The following is a 17,764-nucleotide window of genomic DNA, read 5'->3' on the forward strand; positions in this document are numbered from 1 at the left end:
TAACGCTCATGCTCAAGTGAGTATTTATTTATTCGCAGGATGCGTCTGCTATGTATAAACGTCCTTTGCTGTTTTTTAGTTACACGCTCGTCATTATTTTCGCCTCTTCTTTTTTGACTGCGCTTTATTTCCAGCATTACGTTATGGCCTCGCCGGCGGCGGAAAGCCTGAGTTTTATCTCTCCGGAAAAAATAGAGCAAAGCCCATTGCAAGATGATAACGCCATTGTCGAAGTCTTCTCTTACGCCTGCCACTATTGTGAAGTTAACGAAAGCGGCGTGGCCGAGCTGGAAAAACGCTTACCGGCGGGAGCCAAATTGGTGCGCCTGCATCTCAGCGACGACGATCACGCCGGCATGGCGGCCTTTGCGCCCCTCTTCGCCACCCTGACGGTCATGGGGATCGAGGCGCAGCATCGTCCCGCTGCTTACCGCGCCATTATCAAAGAAAACCTCAATCTGGCGGATGAAAAGCAACTCAGTGCCTGGTTGGTGGCCAACGGCATCGACGAGGCCGCCTATCAGCGGACCAGAGATTCAGAGCGGGTCAAGGAACTGTTGGCGTATATGACGGCGGTAAGCCGCTATTACCAGGTCAACGCGACCCCCAGCTTTATCGTCAATCGCAAATGGCTGGCGTTGCAAGACCGCGAGTTTTCCGCTTTCAGCCAGCAACTGCTGTCGCTGTTGCAGCACGATAAGCCGCTGGCCCCCTGATGCGCCTGCTCGCGGTTCGGGGTTATCTGGCCTGGCGTAACGGCCTGGACGCCGTGGCGCGTCTCTCGGCTGTCCGCACCGGGGTGAGCCGGAGTCTGACGTGCGCTCTGCTGCGGCGCGTGGATTATCGCCTGTGGCTAAAGATGCAGAGGCGGTTGAGGTGGGGTCTGCAGCAACGCCGTTTTCGCCACCGGCAAGCGGTCGCTGAGGCGAATCGCCAAAGCCTGTTGGGCGACGGCAGGCTGGACTTCGCCTGGCTGATGCAGCGGCGACAATGGCTGGATTTGGCGGCGATCCAGGCCCGCAACGCCGTGTTGATGGAGCATTTGGCGCAGTGCACTTTACAGCTCAATCAGGTGGTGGAGCCGCTGCATCGCGCCGGGGTGCCAGTGTTGTTGGCGCCGATGCACACGGTTTCCGATGTGCTGGCGACTCTGGTCGGCGCGGGCGTTTATCCCGGGCGGGCAACGGTGATCGTTTCCGGCGACGCACAGACGTTAGCGCGGCGAGCGCCTGAGGGGGAATGGCGGCAGCGGCTCGACTATTGCTCGATTCACGACGATCCCCGGCATATTGCCGGCACCTTGTCGCAGGCGCTGCTGGAGGCGACGGAGCATCGGCGCAACATCATCCTCTTCCCGGACATCACGCCGGATTACACCTTGAACAGCACCCGGGACACCTCGGCCAAACTGGCTTGCCGTTTGTTCAACCGGCCAGCGCATTTGCATAGCGGCATCGTTCGATTATCCCGAGCGATGCGGGCTCGAGTGGTGTGCTATTCGCTTTATTACGATCGCGGCGTTCGCATTCACATAGAAGAACCGATTGCCACAGAGCTGGTCGGCCGCGCCGTGCCGGAGATCGTCGAGCGCACCCTGTGGCGACATGCGGATGATTGGTTGCTGTGGCATTCGCACTCTTTATTTTTTATCAACGAATAAGTCAGGGATATCACTACGCATGGAAAACACCCTCCCTACGCCGGTCTTGCAGAGCGAAATCAATGAGTGCGGGCTGGCCTGCATCGCCATGCTGGCGGAAACGCAGGGCGTTCGCGCGCCATTGACGGAACTGCGTGAGCGTTACCCCGCTTCGCAACACGGCACTTCGCTGGCGACGCTGTGCGCCATTTTAGGGGAGCTGGCGTTGCCGGCTTATCCGGTGGCGTTCGAGCACCGGGATCTGGCGGCGCTGCCTTTACCGGCGATTCTGCATTACGGCGCGGGCCACTATGTACTGCTGGCATATCGTCAGGGCGGTTACGTGTGCGTAATGAATCCGGCGTTGGGGCAACAGCTGCTGCCTTACGCCGCCCTGAAGGCGGAAATCAGCGGCTACGCATTGGTGCTCGATCGCGATGATTTACCGTCCACCACCCCCGCCGTGCGGAGCCACCGACGCGGTGCTTTCGCCAGTTTAAGCCTGAAGGATACCGCCGGCATCGCCGGCATTTATCGCCTGGCGGCGATGACGTTTCTTATCTCGCTGACGCTGTTCATCATGCCGATGATGGTCGCCAGCGCGATCAATCAGGTGTTCGCCATGGCCGGTGAGGTCGCGTTTCCTTACGCCTACTATCTGCTGGCGTTTGTGGCATCCACGGCGCTGGCCCTGATGGCGCGCATCATCACCGAGCGTTTTATCAAAAACTTCGTGTTGCTGCACGGCGCCGCCGGGTTTTCCCGCCTGCTGGAAAATTCGCTGAATTTCTTCAGCAAGCGCGCGCCCGGCGAGATTTTCAGTCGTTTCACCAGCTGGCAGATGGCCGCCGGCCAGAAAATCGAGCTGGATAACGGCCTGCGCACCGACTGGATCATCGCTGCTATCGCGCTGGCGGTGATGGGCTATTTGAGCCCGATGTTGGCGCTGGTGCCGATTGCCGGCGTACTGCTGATGGGGGCGATCAGCGTTTGGGCTATTTATCGCGATCGCCACTTCACCCAGCAGCTGCAGGTGAGAGGGGCGGCGCAGAATGATTTTATTCTGGAAACCATTCAGGGGTTTTCGACCATCAAGTCCGCCGGGCTCGCCGGCCAGCGGCAAGAGGGCTTTGCCGAGCATGCCCGTTCGCTGTTCAACTGCCTGCAGCGGCAAAAAGTCTATGAGCAGGTCAAGGGCAGCATTTATCAACTGATTGGCAGCCTGGAAATGGTGGTGTTCATGCTGCTGGCGCTGCCGCTGCTAAAGGGGGGCGAACTCAGTCTGGGGGCATTCTTCGCCTACAGCTTTCTGCGCGAAATTTTTACCTCTTACACCAGCAAGATCTTTTTTGCCGTCCTGCAGAAAAACCAACTGCACGTGATCGATGAGCGTGCGCGGGATCTGTTTCCTGCCGTATCTCTGCGTACCGGGTCTGGCGACGAAAGCGTGAACCATTTTGATGTGCAGTTGGCGTATCGGGGAGTGAGCTTTGCGTACGACGCCGGCCAACCGGTTTTGCGCGACCTGTCGCTGACGCTGGAACGGGGCGAGTGTATCGCCATCTGCGGCGGTTCCGGCGCGGGCAAGAGCACCTTGCTGAAGGTGCTCGCCTGTCTGTTGACGCCGCAGCGGGGGGAACTGACGCTGGATGGCCGCGTGCTGGCTAACGCCGCCGCGCAGCGGCTGTTCTTCCTGCAAAGCCAAGAGGACATTCTGTTCAATGCCTCGGTGTTGCAAAACGTCACGCTGTTCGCCCCGTCGGCGCCAGGCCAGCAGAGACAAGTGGAACAGGCGCTATGCAGTTTGGGGCTGGCGGATGCGGTGGCGCAACTGCCCGGAGGCGTAAACGCTCTGGTGAGAGAGAGCCATGCCGGGCTGTCGCTGGGGCAACGGCAGCGTCTGTTGCTGGCGCGTGCCATGTACAGCCGTTGTCCGGTGTTGGTGCTGGATGAACCGACGGCGAATCTGGATGAAAAAACCGCTGCGGCGGTGATGTCGGCTTTGGTAGCGCATTGCCGCGAGAAGGGGAAAACCCTGGTGACCGTGACGCATAACCCGCGGCTGCTGCCGTTGTTTGATCGGGTGCTGCACTTGTCGCAGGGCCGGTTGTTGGCCGCCGTCGACACCAGGATGAATGACTGTGCTGAGGTGGAGTGACGTGCCCGGAAAGAAACGCTGGCGGCGTGTGGCGCTGGCGGCGATCGTGTTGGGGGGGCTGGCCGGCGGGCTGTTAGGGTTGAATCGGGCACCTGACATATCACCGCCGCAGACGGCGCGCGTCGATCGCGGCGACATCGAAAAAAGCGTGTTGGCTACCGGCATTTTGAAACCGGCCCGGCAGGTGAATGTTGGCGCGCAGGTCAACGGCCAACTGAAAAAACTGTATGTCAAACCGGGGGACAGAGTGGCTCAGGGCCAGCTGTTGGCCGAGATAGATCCGACGTTGCAACTTAACGAACTGCGCAAGTCGCAGGCCGAATTACGCAGCGCGCAGGCGCAGAAATTGGCGAGTCAGGCGCAGCTCAAGCAGTACCAACTGGAGTTGGCGCGGCAAAGGGCGTTGGCGCGAGATCGTGCCGGCGTGACCAGCGATTTGGAAAAAGCGCAGGCGCAGCACGACGCGCAACTGGCGCAGTTGAAAGTGAACGAGTCGCAGATCGTTCAGGCCGAAGTCGCGCAGGAAACGGCGAGAGCCAACCTGGCTTTTACCCGTATTACCGCGCCTATTGACGGCGAAGTGCTGGGTATCGTCACTCAGGAAGGGCAAACCATCGTCTCATCGCAAAGCGCACCGACCATTTTGGTGATGGCAGACGTGGATACGATGATGGTGCATACCCGCATATCGGAAAATGACATCTTGCAGGTGAGGGCGGGGCAGCCGCTGTGGTTTTATGTCGCCGCCGATCCCCGCCGCCGATATGAAGGGGTCATGGGTGCGATACAGCAAGCGCCGGCAGAAGCGCTGGAAGCCGATCCGCTGGGCAGAAATTCAAGCCAGCAAACGGCGGCGGTGTATTACAACGGCGTATTTGCCGTCGCCAACGGCGAACGTCGATTACGCACCGCGATGACGGCGCAGGTATTCATCATTACCGAACGCGCCACGGGGGTGGTGCGGCTGCCGATGGCGGCATTGGGAGAGGCACTGGATGGCGAGCGCTATCAGATCAGAGTGTTGGAAGGCCAGCGGGTTGTCGCGCGCAGCGTGCGCATCGGGAAGCGCGATCGCCGCTATGCGGAAGTGTTGGAAGGCGTGAGAGTGGGTGAGCAAGTGCTGCTGGAACACCAGCCAGATACGGAGGGTGAGCATGTCAGCTAGCACGGATCCCATTATCGTTTTGGAGAACGTTTCGCGCGAGTTTCAAGCCGGAGAGCAGAAAATCACGGTCCTCAAACGCGTTTCCCTGAGCATTCAGCGGGGAGAAATGGTCGCTATCGTCGGCGCCTCCGGCTCCGGAAAATCGACGTTGATGAATATTATCGGTTGTCTGGACAAGCCTTCTCAGGGGGACGTGTACATCAACGGGGTGGCGATTGGGCAAGCCGACGGCAATCGCCTGGCGCGGCTCCGCAGTCGGCATATCGGCTTTATTTTCCAGCGCTATCATCTGATGCCCTATCTGACGGCCGGTGAGAACGTGGCGATCCCTGCATTGTATACCGCCATGCCGGCCGCCGAGCGCCGCCTGCGGGCCGCACATTTGTTGGCTCGCCTCGGGTTGGCGCAGCGCGGTGGCCATCGTCCGGCGCAGCTTTCCGGTGGGCAGCAGCAGCGGGTCAGTATTGCCCGAGCTCTTATGAACGGCGCGGAAATCATTTTGGCCGATGAACCTACCGGCGCGTTGGATAGCGCCAGCGGTCAGGCGCTGATGGCCATTTTGCATGAGCTGAACGCTGTCGGACACACCGTGGTCATCGTGACGCACGATCGGCGGATCGCCGAGCAGGCGCAGCGGATCATTGAGATCGGCGACGGCGAGATCGTGGCGGATCGTCGCCACGATGCCGCCCGACAGCGTTTTGCGTTCGAGAGGCCGCTGGCGTTGGCTGCGCCGCTGAAACGCATGAGCCCTTGGGCGGCGCTGCGAGAGGCGCTCGGCATGGCTTGGCGGGCATTATTAGGGCATCGGGTCCGGGCATTATTATCGATGCTCGGCATCATCATCGGCATTGCGGCGGTCGTTTCCGCCATCGCCATCGGTGAAGGCACGCGCCAAAGCATCCTCAGGGAAATTAGCCAGCTCGGCTCCAGCACGTTGGACATTCGTCCCGGATTGGGATGGGAAAAAACGCGTCCCGATTTTGCGCGTTCGCTGAGTGCGCGGGATGCAGCGCTGCTGGCGGCCTTGCCTTATGTCGACAGCGTTTCGCCGGTCATCAGCACTCAACTGTCGGCCGTGCGCGAAGGCAAGCAGGTGCCGCTCGCCGTGATGGGCGTCGGCGAAGGGTATTTCCGCACGCAGGGCATTCGGCTGCTTTCCGGTGGCCTGTTTACTGCGCAGGATCTGAGTGACCGCGCACCGGTGGCGGTGATCGATCCCTTGCTGCAACAGGCTCTGTTTTCTTCCCGGCAAGATCCGGTGGGCGCGGTTTTGCTGATCGCGGGTGTGCCTTATCGGGTGATCGGCGTCGCGCAGCGCCGCGGCGCCCAATACGCCGGTTCTCAACCGCTTGCCTGGCTGCCCCATACCTCCCTGACTGGCCGCATCGCCGGCGATATGCCGCTGGAATCGATTGTGATGCGAGTGAATGAAAAATTGACGTTGGAAGCGGCAAGGCGGGATGTGACCCGGCGTTTGACCGTAGAACATGGCCGGCGGGATTTTTTCACGCTGACCGACGATCAGCTGACGCAATCCATTCAGCGTGCCTCCGACTCCATGCGATTGCTGATTACCGCGATTGCCGCCATCTCGCTGCTGGTCGGCGGGGTGGGGGTGATGAACATCATGTTGGTTTCGGTGACGGAACGAACCCATGAGATCGGTATTCGATTGGCGGTGGGCGCCGCTGAGAAAGACATTATGCGGCAATTTTTGATTGAGGCGGTGGTGATCTGCAGCCTGGGAGGCGTGTTGGGGATCGCCTGCGCCGCGCTGGTTAAAGGGATTCTGAGCAGCTTGGCGCCGCAGGTGACGATGATCTTTACCTGGCCGCCATTGCTGCTGGCCTGCGGGTTCTCGGCGTTGATCGGCGTCGGGTTCGGCTTCTTTCCAGCCCGTGCCGCCGCGCGCCTGCAGCCGGTGGAGGCGTTGGCGCGAGAATGAACCGACTTTTGATTTATGGACTGGTCATGCTGTCTTTGAGCGCTTGCGGAGGGCGGCCGATCGACGCCACGGCGCCACCGTCGTTGCCGCAGCAGTGGCGCGTGGTCGATGAACGTTCAGGTTCATTGCGGGCAGGCGTCGCCTGGTGGGAAAACTTCAATGATCCGCAGCTTTCCTCGCTGATCGATGGCGTGCTCATCGCGAATCAGGATCTGGCGCTGGCTGGATTGCAGTGGCGTGAGGCCATGTTGGAGGCCGGGTTGGTAGCCGGCAATGCGACTCCCGACCTGGCCGCCAGCCTGAGTGGCCGCAATACCAAGGCATTGCGCGGCGCGGCGCGGCCGCAAGAAAGTTACCGCGCAGGGCTGTCACTGAGTTATGAACTGGATTTATGGGGCAAACTGGCGCGTATTCGCGAGCAGGCTCAGTGGCTGGCCGTCGCTTCGGAGTTGGATCGGCGCAATACCGCGTTGACCTTGATCGGCGCTACCGCTCGCGGGTATTGGCAGATCGCCGATTTGAATCAGCAAGTCACCCATCAACAACAGGCGGTGGCGTTCGCGCGTGAGACTTTACGGCTGGTGGCGGCACGTCACACCGCCGGCGACGTCGGCCGATTCGAGTTATTGCAGGCGGAGCAAAACCTATTGGCGCGGGAGAATCAACGGGATGAACTGGCACGGCAGCGGGAAGACGCTCGCAACTCGCTGGCGCTGTTGTTCGGCCGTTCACCCTTGCTGCGATACAGCGAAAGGCGAGCGCTACCGATCAACGAGGTGCCCATTGCGCCACGTCTGCCGGCGGCGGTGATGGCGCGGCGGCCGGACGTGCAGGCGGCGGAGCGGCGCCTGCGGGCGGCGCTGGCCGGTGCGGAGGCCGCTACATTGCGTTTTTATCCGGCGCTGAGTCTGGATGCCGCACTGGATGCCGGCAGCGGGCTTTTCCGCCAATGGTTCAGTGAACCTTCGCGCTCGCTGGGTGCGACGTTGACGCTGCCGTTCATCGAGTGGCGCAAGATGCGCTTGTCCAGCGACAAAGCGGCGTTGCAGGCGCAGCGCGCGGAGATTCAATTTCGCGATACGGTTTACCGCGCGCTGGCAGAGGTAGACAGCGCCATGCGGGAACGTCTGGAAGCGCAGCGGCAAATCGGCAATCAGCAGCGGCATCTGGCGATGGGGCGACAAGCCGTGGCATTGGCCCGCCATCAATATCAGGCCGGTTCCGTCGCGCTGCAAACGTTGTTGGACGCGCAAGAGGCGGTGTTAGCCAGCGAGAATTCACTGTCGGCACTGCAATATCGCTACCTGAACGCCACGATGCAGCTCTGGCTGGCGCTGGGCGGCAACGAGGCTTTCGCATCCGGGCAAGGGGAGTAAGCATGGACAAAGAACGGAATACAAGACGCGTGGTGGTCACCGGTTACGGCGCCGTCACCGCGCTGGGTGGCAACGCGCAGCAAAACTGGCAGGCGATCATGGCCAACCGTTTGGCCTATCGCTATCACGATAAATCGGCGGCGGGGATCCACGCGCGCTTTTTTGCTTTGCTGGAGGCCGAACCGGCGTTGGAAGACGTTGCCGCGCGGGTAAGCCGCCGGCTGCCCAGATTCGCCAGGCTGGCGCTGGCCGCCGCCTCGGAGGCGATCGACATGGCGTTTTCATCTGGCCACGTGAGGCCCGGGCATTTTTATTCGTCGTTGGACTGCGGGGTGATTATCGGCAGCGGCTGGGGCGGCCAGGATGAGATCATGCAAAACAATGCGGACTATCTGCAATCCGGCATGGGGCAGCTGTTTGGCTGTTTTCACGCAATGCCCAATATTGCGACCGCCATATGCGGCCAACATTGGCAGTTACGGGGCTATCAAAGTTCGCCGGCGGCGGCCTGTGCGACCGGCGGCATCGCGATTGGCGATGCGTTTGAGGTGATCCGCAGCGGCCGCGCTTCAATGATGTTGGCCGGCGCGTCGGAATCACTGAGCGGCAATGGCGCGATATGGAACATCGACGCGTTGCGTTTGCTGAGTCGGGAGCAAAAGGATATCACCAAGGCCAGTTGCCCGTTCAGCCGGGAGCGCAGTGGCTTCGTGTTGGCGGAAGGGGCCGCCGTGTTGTGTCTTGAGGAGCGAGAGGCGGCTTTAGCGCGCGGCGCGACAATACTGGGGGAGGTCAAGGGATACGGCAACTTTTCAGACGCTTTTGACCTCACCGCACCGGCGGAGGATCCGCAGGCCAAGGTGAAAACCATTCGATGGGCTCTGGAACAGGCGGGGCTAGGCAATCATGAAATCGACTATATCAATGCGCATGGCACGTCGACGGCGCAAAGCGATGTGAACGAAACCGCTGCGATCAAGGCGGCTTTGGGGCGCGATGCTTACCGTACACCCATTTCCAGCACGAAATCCTATACCGGGCACTTGCTCGCCGCATCCGGCAGCTTTGAGGCGATCGTCTGCCTACAGGCGTTGCAGCAGCAAATGATGCCGGCAACCTGCCATTTGCACGAGAGCGATCCCGAATGCGATCTCGATTATATCCGCGAGGGGCATCGTCACGGTCGTTTGCGCAATGTCATGAGTCTCAACTTCGGTTTCGGCGGTGCTAATGCAGCGCTGGTATTCGGCAATCACAATGGATAATGGTAGGGCATATGGAAAAGTATCATCGATTGTATGAGGCGATTTGCGGCCTGTTGTATGAAGCCAAAGGATTGGACAGAACGCTGCTATCGGCCGATATGCCGCTGCAACAGTTGGGGTTGGACAGCCTAGATTATATGGAGTTGATGCTGCTGGTTAGGCGTGAGTTCGGCATTACGCTCAATGCGGAAATGTTTATCGAACGGCCTGATCTGACCCTTGGCGAGCTGTGTCACGTTATGACCAGTCAATAATTCTCCCCCCCCCCCCCCAGGCGGCCGTGTGCGGCGGTCAGACCTGGGTTATTCCCCATCGTGACTTTTATTTCCTCCTGCCCTGACCTTTCCTCTTATCGATTCACATAAAGATTAATACTTATCGGTTTGGTTAAGATACGTTCGCGCCGGCGGATTTATTTCGTTTTTTTACGAGCCGTATAACGCTTTGAAACCCATGGCGCCTCGCGATTTTATTAGGATTTTTCTTTGTTTTGTCGGTTTGTTTGCCAATTTTAGCGCATGTGTGAAATGGAAGTATTAACGCAAACTAAAGTGAATCGGGAAGTATGCCGTCCTTATTATTTCTGATGGTGGCAGTTGAGCTGCGGTTTTCATTAATGAGGGGGCCTCAAGGGGGGCGCTGAAGGGGGGATTAATCCCTGTACACTGTTCGCGTTTGGCAAATCCGTTATACTCCGCGCTGGATGCAGGAACCTATCCATAGCCAGGGGAAACCCTGAGTGTCCATTGTGGTGATGTAAAAGGAAAATGACAGCCACATTTTTCCGATCAAAGTAATAGAGGTTGTATGTCTAATCGTAAACATCTGACGCCTTCTGAAGTGGAGAGACTGCTTGAGGTCACGCTGCATGGAAAGAATCCAGAACGCGATTATTGTCTGATTTATATGTGTTTTATTCATGGTTGCCGCGCCAGTGAAATTGGGGGATGGCGTTTGTCGGACATCGATCTGGAAGGCGGCAACATTTATGTTCATCGCTTGAAGAATGGTTTTTCCACGGTGCATCCGCTTTATCTGCGAGAAAGGCAATGTTTGCGGCGTTGGCTGGATAAACGCCGGCAACACCGTTGGGCCGATCAGGAATGGTTATTTCTTTCCAATCGGGGCGGGCGTTTGTCGCGCCAACGTATTTACGGCCTGCTTCGTCATTACAGTAAGGTGGCGAAACTGGAGATTAACGCCCATCCGCATATGCTGCGGCATGGTTGCGGATTTGCGTTGGCGGACCGAGGTATCGATACCCGATTAATTCAGGATTACCTCGGGCACCGAAATATTCAGAATACAGTGATTTATACCGCCAGCAATGCACAGCGCTTTAAAGAAATTTGGTAAGCGCGATTTAATAGAGTAACGGCAAGGAGTCACTTTGAACTAAACTGAAACATACTGTAAGGACGCGTAAAAACAATGTCAATATTCCTACGCTCACTTTGCCTGACAAAGGAAAATCTTTTTTAAAAACATAGCGTTGTGTTCATGCTTCATTTTTTCCGCACTCCAGCCATCTAAGCAAAATCCTAATAAAAGAAAAGTCAGTTTAAATCAATCGGCCAATCCCTTGGTTTTTTGGTCTGATTTGAGGTTATTTTGTTTTCTATTTGGTTTTAAATTCTGTCTTTTATTTGTTTTTTGGTTTTAAAAACCAAAGGAGTCACTTTAGTTCAAAATGAATCGTTTGGGTGAATAAGCCTTAGGCCATCAATAAGTTTGGTCAAGGGTATTTGCTCTTCGTGGAACTAAATAAAAGGGAATGACATTAAGGATATGTCGGAAATAAAACCATGCATATTTTGCATAATTTTAAGGAAAGTAGGATGAAAAAGAATCTGCTGGCTGTAGCTGTTTTGACCGCGTCTGCATTTACCTCCTCCGTATTTGCCGCTGATGGAAAGCTGAATATCACCGGTAGCATCACCGATCAGTCGTGCACCGTCGATCCGGACTCCCAAAACAAGCAGGTCGCTCTGGGTAAGATCGCCAAAGATGCGTTTATTCAATCTAATACTGCAGGTGCCAAGGCATTCAACCTGGTGTTAAAAAACTGCCCGGCGACTGTCACCGGCGCCACCGTGCGTTTTGACGGCACTCAAGTTCAGGGCCAGTCCGGGTTGTTGAAGCTGACTGACGCCGCCGATGTTGCTGGTGGCGTTGGCGTACAGTTGCTGGATGATGCCAGCAACGTGCTCAATATCGGCAACGATTCCCGCGTATATACGCTGGCAGAGAACAAAGACAACGTTCTGGGCTTTGTGGCGCGTTATTACGCTTACGATACCGTTTCCGTCGGTAGCGCGAACGCCACCGCCAACTTCACTATCGCCTATCAGTAAATTCACGCCGTTATATCGGCGTGAGCGTTAGAAAAATGGGCCAGAGGCTGTGTCTCTGGCTCTTTATTCATCGGGGAAGATAACAAAATGAAAGCGGGATATTTTGCGCTGACGGCAGCGTTATTGATGGCGCTTTGGGCTCCGGCTCAGGCCGGCGTGATCGTGGGCGGGACACGGCTGATATACGACGGAGGTAAAAAAGAGTCCGCTCTGAATATCAATAATCCGGATGCGGTGCCTTATTTGATCCAGTCCTGGGTCGATGCTCAAGAGGGGGAAAGCGCTAAAGCGCCGTTTATCATCACCCCACCGTTGTTTCGCTTGGACGGCGGCCAAAATAACCTGCTGCGCGTAGTGCGTGCGGGCGGCAATTTGCCGACGGACAGAGAATCGCTGTATTGGCTGAATGTGAAGTCTATTCCTTCGGTAGAAAAGAAAGAAAACACGCTGCAAATTGCGATCAAGACCCGCATCAAGCTGATTTATCGTCCCCAGGGGCTGGCCGGCAATCCGGAAGAAGCGGCCGGCAAAGTAACGTGGCGGCGCAGCGGCGATCGGCTGCAGGTGACCAACCCTTCACCCTATTACCTCACCTTTTTTAATTTGAAGCTGAACGGCAGTGCCATTACCGGCAACACCATGGTTGCGCCGCAAGCTACCGCCAGTTTTCCGTTACCGACGGCGCAGGGTGGGGGAGGCAGCCTGAGCTGGCAAATCATCAACGACTATGGCGGAACCGGCCAGACCTATACCGGCACGTTATAGCCGGGCCGCGATGCGTGTTTTTTGGCCCCGGAGTAACGCTGGGGCCGGCGTTCGGCTTACCTGAATTTTAGGCGGCTGAGCCAATCGGGACAGGGAGTTAAAAGGATGAATAACCCGAATAGCATTGGTTTACCAGGGACACGATCGATTTTGGCCGGTTTGATGTCTTGCCAGGTGGCGCTGCTTTATCCAATCGGTGCAGCGCATGCACGTGATTACTTCAACCCGGCGCTGTTGGAGATTGACAACCCGGCGCTGCGCGGCGCCGATCTCTCCGTATTTGAGGAAAACAACAGCCAGGCGCCCGGCACTTATCGGGTCGATCTTTACCTTAACGGCGAACAGGTTGACAGTCTCGACGTCGAGTTCCGGCTGATGCCGACGGCTGGCGGAAAGCAAGCGCTGCAGCCTTGTTTCAGCGCGGAAAAATTGGCCGAATTGGGGGTGAGAGTCTCCATGTTCCCGGCGATCGCGGCGGAGGAGCGCTGCGTCAATCTGGCGCAGGCCATTCCTCAGGCTTCGACGGTGTTCCAGTTTAATCAGCTGAGATTGAATCTGAGCATTCCGCAAGCGGCATTGAACTTAAATGCGCGCGATTATGTTTCTCCGGATAAATGGGACTCCGGCATACCGGCGTTGTTGGTCAATTACAACTTCAGCGGCGCCAATAGCCAAACACGCGGCAGCGAACGGCAGAACAACAATAACTATTACCTCAATTTGCGCTCGGGCATCAACTGGGGCGCCTGGCGTTTGCGTAACTATTCCATCTGGAATCACTACACCGGCGGCGCTTCATCCTGGCGTTCAATCAATACCTATCTGCAGCGCGATATTGTTGCGTTGCAAAGCCGCCTGACTCTGGGCGACAGCACAACGTCCAGCGAGGTGTTCGACAGCGTACAGTTCCGCGGCGGGCAATTGGCTTCTGAAGATGACATTCTGCCGGACAGTATGAAGGGCTACTCGCCGGTGGTGCGCGGGATTGCGCGCACTAACGCGCAAATCGTGATCCGGCAAAACGGCTACGTGATTTATCAAAGTTATGTGCCGCCGGGTGCGTTTGAAATTACCGATCTGTACCCCACGGGCGGCAGCGGCGATCTGAACGTCAGCGTGCGCGAGGCTGACGGGCAGGAGCAACATTTCGTGGTGCCTTATGCCGTGGTGCCGGTATTGCAGCGTGAAGGGCGTTTCAAATACAGCCTGACCAGCGGGAAATACCGTTCATACAGCGGCGGCGTTGATGAACGTCCGTTCAGCCAGGCCACCGGCATCTACGGTTTGCCGTGGGGGGCCACGTTGTATGGCGGCGTGCAAGCCGCCAGTAAGTACCAGTCTCTGGCGCTGGGGTGGGGGCAGAACATGGGGGCGCTGGGGGCGCTGTCCGCTGATGTCACTCAGGCATGGACCAAGCAGGAAACTCGGCCGAAAGAGCAAGGGCAATCATGGCGCCTGCGTTACGGCAAAAACTTCATTGAAACCGGCACTAACTTCAGCTTGGCCAGCTACCGCTATTCCACGCGCGGTTTTTATAACCTGCAAGAGGCGCTGGAGAGCTACGGCGGCAACAGCGCGATCTATAACGATCACAAAAAGAGCCGTGCCGAGTTGACGATGAGTCAGAGCCTGTGGGATCTGGGGGGAACGCTGTCGCTCAGCCTGTTTAACGAAGACTACTGGAATGACAATCGTCGTTCGCAGTCGGTCAGCCTCAGCTACAACAACAGTTGGGAAGCTGTCAGCTATGGACTGAATTACACCTTCAGCCAGAACGGGTATGACAACAACGGCAACCGCAGCAATATTCGCGACCATATCGTGGCCTTCAACGTCAGCGTGCCGCTCAGCAAATGGCTGCCTGGCAGCTACGCCACCTACAACATGAACGCCAGCCGCAACGGCGCCACCAGCAACAATCTTGGGTTGAGCGGCACCGCTTTGCCGGGCAACAACCTGAACTACAGCATCAGCCAGGGCTACACCGGCAGGGGCGTGGGGGCGAACGGTAATATTCAGGCGGACTACAAAGGCGCCCTCGCCGAGTGGAACCTGGGGTATGGCTACGATCGCCATCGCCAACAGGTGAGCTACGGCGTGCAGGGCGGTGTTCTGGTGCACCAAAACGGCGTCACGCTGTCGCAGCCGCTGGGCGATACGGTGGCATTAGTGCAGGCGCCCGGCGCTTCAGGGGTGGATGTTTTGAACCAGACCGGGGTCAGCACCGACTGGCGCGGCTATGCGGTTGTGCCTTACCTGACGCCTTATCGGCGCAATATCGTTGGCCTGGACGGCGAGTCTTTCGCCGAGGATGTCGATATGACCTTGAGCAGTCAAACGGTGATCCCAACCCGTGGCGCCGTGGTGCGTGCCAGCTTCAATCCGGATGTCGGTGCCCGCGTGTTGCTGACATTACTGACGCGCAGTGGCAATCCGGTGCCGTTCGGCGCCACCGTCAGCAATCTCAATAGCCCCTCTGATAATGCCGGCATTGTCGGTGACGGCGGGCAGGTTTATTTGGCCGGCATGGCGGAGAGTGGCCGGCTGCAGGTTAAGTGGGGCAATGACGCGGCTCAGCAGTGTCAGGCTAACTATCAATTGGCTAATCAGCCAGAGAGCGGCGGAATACGTCTCGTTAACGGACAGTGTTTATAAGGTGCAGACAATGGCGACAGGAATATCGATTCAACGCAGGGCGATCGCCGGTGGGCTGCTGGCGTGCGCAATACTGGCTGTACAGCAGGCGCAGGCGGCGCTAGGGCAGTGTACGCCGATATCAGGAACGCACGGCTTTTCATTTTCCTTTTCCCCAAGCTTAAGCGACCCATCGCAAAACGTGACGGGGCGGATTATCAAGAACGCGGATAAGAACGCATGGAACTTGCCCGGTTCGTATTATGTGAAATGCGAATGTACCGCTCGCACGGCTTCTTACATCACCGCCAAAATGCTGTTGACCAACCCGGTATTTCAGGAGGGCGGATTGACGTATTACGCGTTGAACGAATATCTGGGCGTCGCCAGCGAGGTCTTCGTGGCGGGGCAGCGCAATGAATACCTTGCTGCACCCTTTACCAATGAGACTAACCGTAAGACCAGCATGGATGGCGATGATGAATCCTGTGCCCGTTCGCCCTACAACAGCGGCGCGCGTGGGCGCATTCACCTGTATTTCCGTCGGCCCTTCGTTGGCGTGACGGCGATCCCGAATACCCGACTGGTGGAAACGTATGTATCGGTAGTGAGTGGCGTGAAAAGCGATACGCCGGTTTCCACCATCTCTATGAGCGGTACCGTCACCGTGCCGCAGAGTTGCGAGATCAGTCCCCAGACGGTGGTGATCGACTTTGGCGATATCGTCAGCACCCATTTCCAAACGAAAGGCGCGATGCCACCTCGTTTCACACCGGAAGAGAGAACGCTGACGCTGGCTTGTCGCAATATTTCCGAGGGCGTCAAAGTCAGTCTGTCATTTCGCGGCGAGGCCGACGGCAACATGCCGGAGGCGCTGAAGACCAGCAACCGCGACATCGGCGTGATGATTAAGGATATGCAGGGCAATGTGATTCGGCCGCAGAGCGGGCGCTTGCCCATCGATAACTTCCACTATCCCGACCAAAGCGGCAGTTCGCGGATCAGCGTATATCCGATCAATACCACCGGGCAAGCCCCTTCAGTGGGGCAGTTCAATGCCACGGCGACCATTCAGGCCGAAATCCAATAAACGGATATTTCAACGGCAGCGGGCTGACAGGCCCCTGCGTTTAACGACAAGGAGCAGATTATGGTGAAAATGTGTAATCGTTTTGGCTGCAACCTGGCGCTGACCGGCGCGTTGCTTTTGACCGTACCGGCGGCGCACGCGGTATCGAAAATAGTGATTAGCGGCAACATTAAAGCCGCCCCCTGCGAAATCGACGGTGCGAACGGCACTGTGTCCGTCAATTTGGGAGACGATATTTCCGCTGCTACCCTGGCGACGTCCGGGGCTTTCAGCCCCTGGATAGAGTTTCCTCTGACGTTAAAAAACTGCCCAAGCACCACCACCTCTGTCGTCGCGACCTTCAGCGGGACGCCCGCCGAGGAAAGCGCCAGCTTGTACAAGAGCAACGGCGGCTCTCGTCGGGTGCAAATTGAGTTGCAGAATAGCCAAGGGGCCAACCTGGGCAATGGCAAGAGCATGACGCAACTGGTGGATCGCGCGACGAATAATGCCAGATTCGATTTACGTGCGCGGGCATACAGCACCCATGGCGGATCGACGCCAGGTTCAATAGACGGCGCTCTGCAGGTCACTTTTGTCTATCAGTAGGCAATGGGACAAAAGGACCGGCGTGGGCGGAAGGTTAACGACAGAGTTAAGGTGATGATATGAAAATCAATTATCCCAATGGAATGGCCTTGGCGGTGGGCAATGAAGCGGCGGGTGCCGTGGCTGTCATGGAACCCTGCGCCATGACGGCTCTGGGGATGAGAAACCGGTTGATTGAATCCTGTGGTCTCCAACCTGGCAACATTCGGCAGGTAGCAAATCTGGTGGAACTGAGAGCCTTATTGACTGAGCATCCGCATCGTTTATTGGTGATGGAGCTGTGTGGTCAATCAGAGTCGGTATTGGAGGGATTCAAGCTGATCGCTGAGGTGCGGGAAAACTCGCCGGACACCGCGATTGTCATCTGTACGGCATTGGATGAACCGAGGCTGTTGCGGCAGCTCATCGCTTCCGGCATTCGCGGCCTGATGCTGAAGCAGGAACCGGCTATTGCATTGACCCACTGTGTTCAGCAAGTCCTGACAGGCAGTTGCAGCTTCAGCCACCGGGTACGCCAACGTCAATTGCATGAGGCTGGCGCCGATAAACCGCTGACGGCGAAGGAATTGGATGTGTTGACCCAACTGTTTTCCGGTAAGAGCGTGACCAGCGTGGCGCTGACCATGTGCCGTGATATCCGCACCGTCAGCACCCATAAACGCAATGCGATGTTGAAGCTGGGGTTTCACAGCGATGGGGAACTGTATCTTCAGGGGAAATGGATGGCTGCGCAAGGTTCATCCTTGGTTCGCTAGGCAAGCGCACGAGGTCTCGTGGGCAAG

At 57.5% G+C, this 17,764-nt stretch carries 15 protein-coding genes; all 15 read left to right on the forward strand.

The features are described from left to right. Window positions 1–50: 50 nt before the first annotated feature. The 15 genes from HWW83_RS14585 (at window position 51) to HWW83_RS14655 (ending at window position 17,737) form a co-directional block, all read left to right on the forward strand. Window positions 51–716, forward strand: a complete 666-nt coding sequence (locus HWW83_RS14585; protein WP_047026629.1) for a DsbA family protein — start codon at window positions 51–53, stop codon at window positions 714–716. Continuing rightward, window positions 716–1,660: an ABC transporter gene (locus HWW83_RS14590; protein ID WP_103101282.1), complete on the forward strand. Its 945-nt coding sequence runs from the start codon at window positions 716–718 to the stop codon at window positions 1,658–1,660. Before HWW83_RS14585 ends, HWW83_RS14590 begins: the two co-directional genes overlap by 1 nt. A 19-nt stretch (window positions 1,661–1,679) precedes the next feature. After that, entirely contained in the window at window positions 1,680–3,797 is a 2,118-nt protein-coding gene (locus HWW83_RS14595) for a peptidase domain-containing ABC transporter (protein WP_033644805.1), read from the forward strand. Then, window positions 3,781–4,962: an efflux RND transporter periplasmic adaptor subunit gene (locus HWW83_RS14600; protein WP_458257268.1), complete on the forward strand. Its 1,182-nt coding sequence runs from the start codon at window positions 3,781–3,783 to the stop codon at window positions 4,960–4,962. Before HWW83_RS14595 ends, HWW83_RS14600 begins: the two co-directional genes overlap by 17 nt. Beyond that, window positions 4,952–6,910 (forward strand): ABC transporter permease, encoded by a 1,959-nt coding sequence (locus tag HWW83_RS14605; RefSeq protein WP_129993606.1) that lies wholly within the window; start codon window positions 4,952–4,954, stop codon window positions 6,908–6,910. The genes HWW83_RS14600 and HWW83_RS14605 overlap by 11 nt, the downstream gene beginning before the upstream one ends. 26 nt (window positions 6,911–6,936) lie before the next feature. After that, on the forward strand, window positions 6,937–8,286 hold the full coding sequence (locus HWW83_RS14610) for an efflux transporter outer membrane subunit (RefSeq protein ID WP_122017021.1): 1,350 nt from the start codon (window positions 6,937–6,939) through the stop codon (window positions 8,284–8,286). 2 nt (window positions 8,287–8,288) lie between these two features. After that, window positions 8,289–9,551 carry a beta-ketoacyl-[acyl-carrier-protein] synthase family protein gene (locus HWW83_RS14615; RefSeq protein WP_164120371.1) on the forward strand — a complete coding sequence of 421 codons (1,263 nt, stop codon included), beginning with the start codon at window positions 8,289–8,291 and terminating at the stop codon, window positions 9,549–9,551. An 11-nt stretch (window positions 9,552–9,562) separates the two neighbouring features. Next, the gene (locus tag HWW83_RS14620; RefSeq protein WP_033644937.1) at window positions 9,563–9,805 is read left to right on the forward strand and encodes an acyl carrier protein; all 243 of its coding nucleotides are present in this window, start codon (window positions 9,563–9,565) and stop codon (window positions 9,803–9,805) included. A 553-nt stretch (window positions 9,806–10,358) separates the two neighbouring features. Continuing rightward, window positions 10,359–10,907, forward strand: a complete 549-nt coding sequence (locus HWW83_RS14625; protein ID WP_033644811.1) for a tyrosine-type DNA invertase — start codon at window positions 10,359–10,361, stop codon at window positions 10,905–10,907. Window positions 10,908–11,389: 482 nt separating this feature from the next. Further along, complete coding sequence (locus HWW83_RS14630) at window positions 11,390–11,905, forward strand: fimbrial protein (protein WP_089197391.1); 516 nt, start codon at window positions 11,390–11,392, stop codon at window positions 11,903–11,905. A gap of 87 nt (window positions 11,906–11,992) precedes the next feature. Then, window positions 11,993–12,670 carry a fimbrial biogenesis chaperone gene (locus HWW83_RS14635; protein ID WP_033644813.1) on the forward strand — a complete coding sequence of 226 codons (678 nt, stop codon included), beginning with the start codon at window positions 11,993–11,995 and terminating at the stop codon, window positions 12,668–12,670. 105 nt (window positions 12,671–12,775) lie between these two features. Next, complete coding sequence (locus HWW83_RS14640) at window positions 12,776–15,325, forward strand: fimbria/pilus outer membrane usher protein (RefSeq protein WP_160204542.1); 2,550 nt, start codon at window positions 12,776–12,778, stop codon at window positions 15,323–15,325. Between the two features lie 10 nt (window positions 15,326–15,335). Continuing rightward, window positions 15,336–16,394, forward strand: coding sequence for a fimbrial protein (locus HWW83_RS14645; RefSeq protein WP_170853538.1), 1,059 nt, complete (start codon window positions 15,336–15,338; stop codon window positions 16,392–16,394). A gap of 60 nt (window positions 16,395–16,454) precedes the next feature. After that, window positions 16,455–16,982 (forward strand): fimbrial protein, encoded by a 528-nt coding sequence (locus HWW83_RS14650; RefSeq protein WP_103681943.1) that lies wholly within the window; start codon window positions 16,455–16,457, stop codon window positions 16,980–16,982. A gap of 59 nt (window positions 16,983–17,041) precedes the next feature. Then, entirely contained in the window at window positions 17,042–17,737 is a 696-nt protein-coding gene (locus HWW83_RS14655; protein WP_033644815.1) for a LuxR C-terminal-related transcriptional regulator, read from the forward strand. Window positions 17,738–17,764: the final 27 nt, after the last annotated feature.

The sequence above is a fragment of the Serratia ureilytica genome (genome assembly GCF_013375155.1).
In the GTDB taxonomy this organism is placed as follows: domain Bacteria; phylum Pseudomonadota; class Gammaproteobacteria; order Enterobacterales; family Enterobacteriaceae; genus Serratia; species Serratia ureilytica.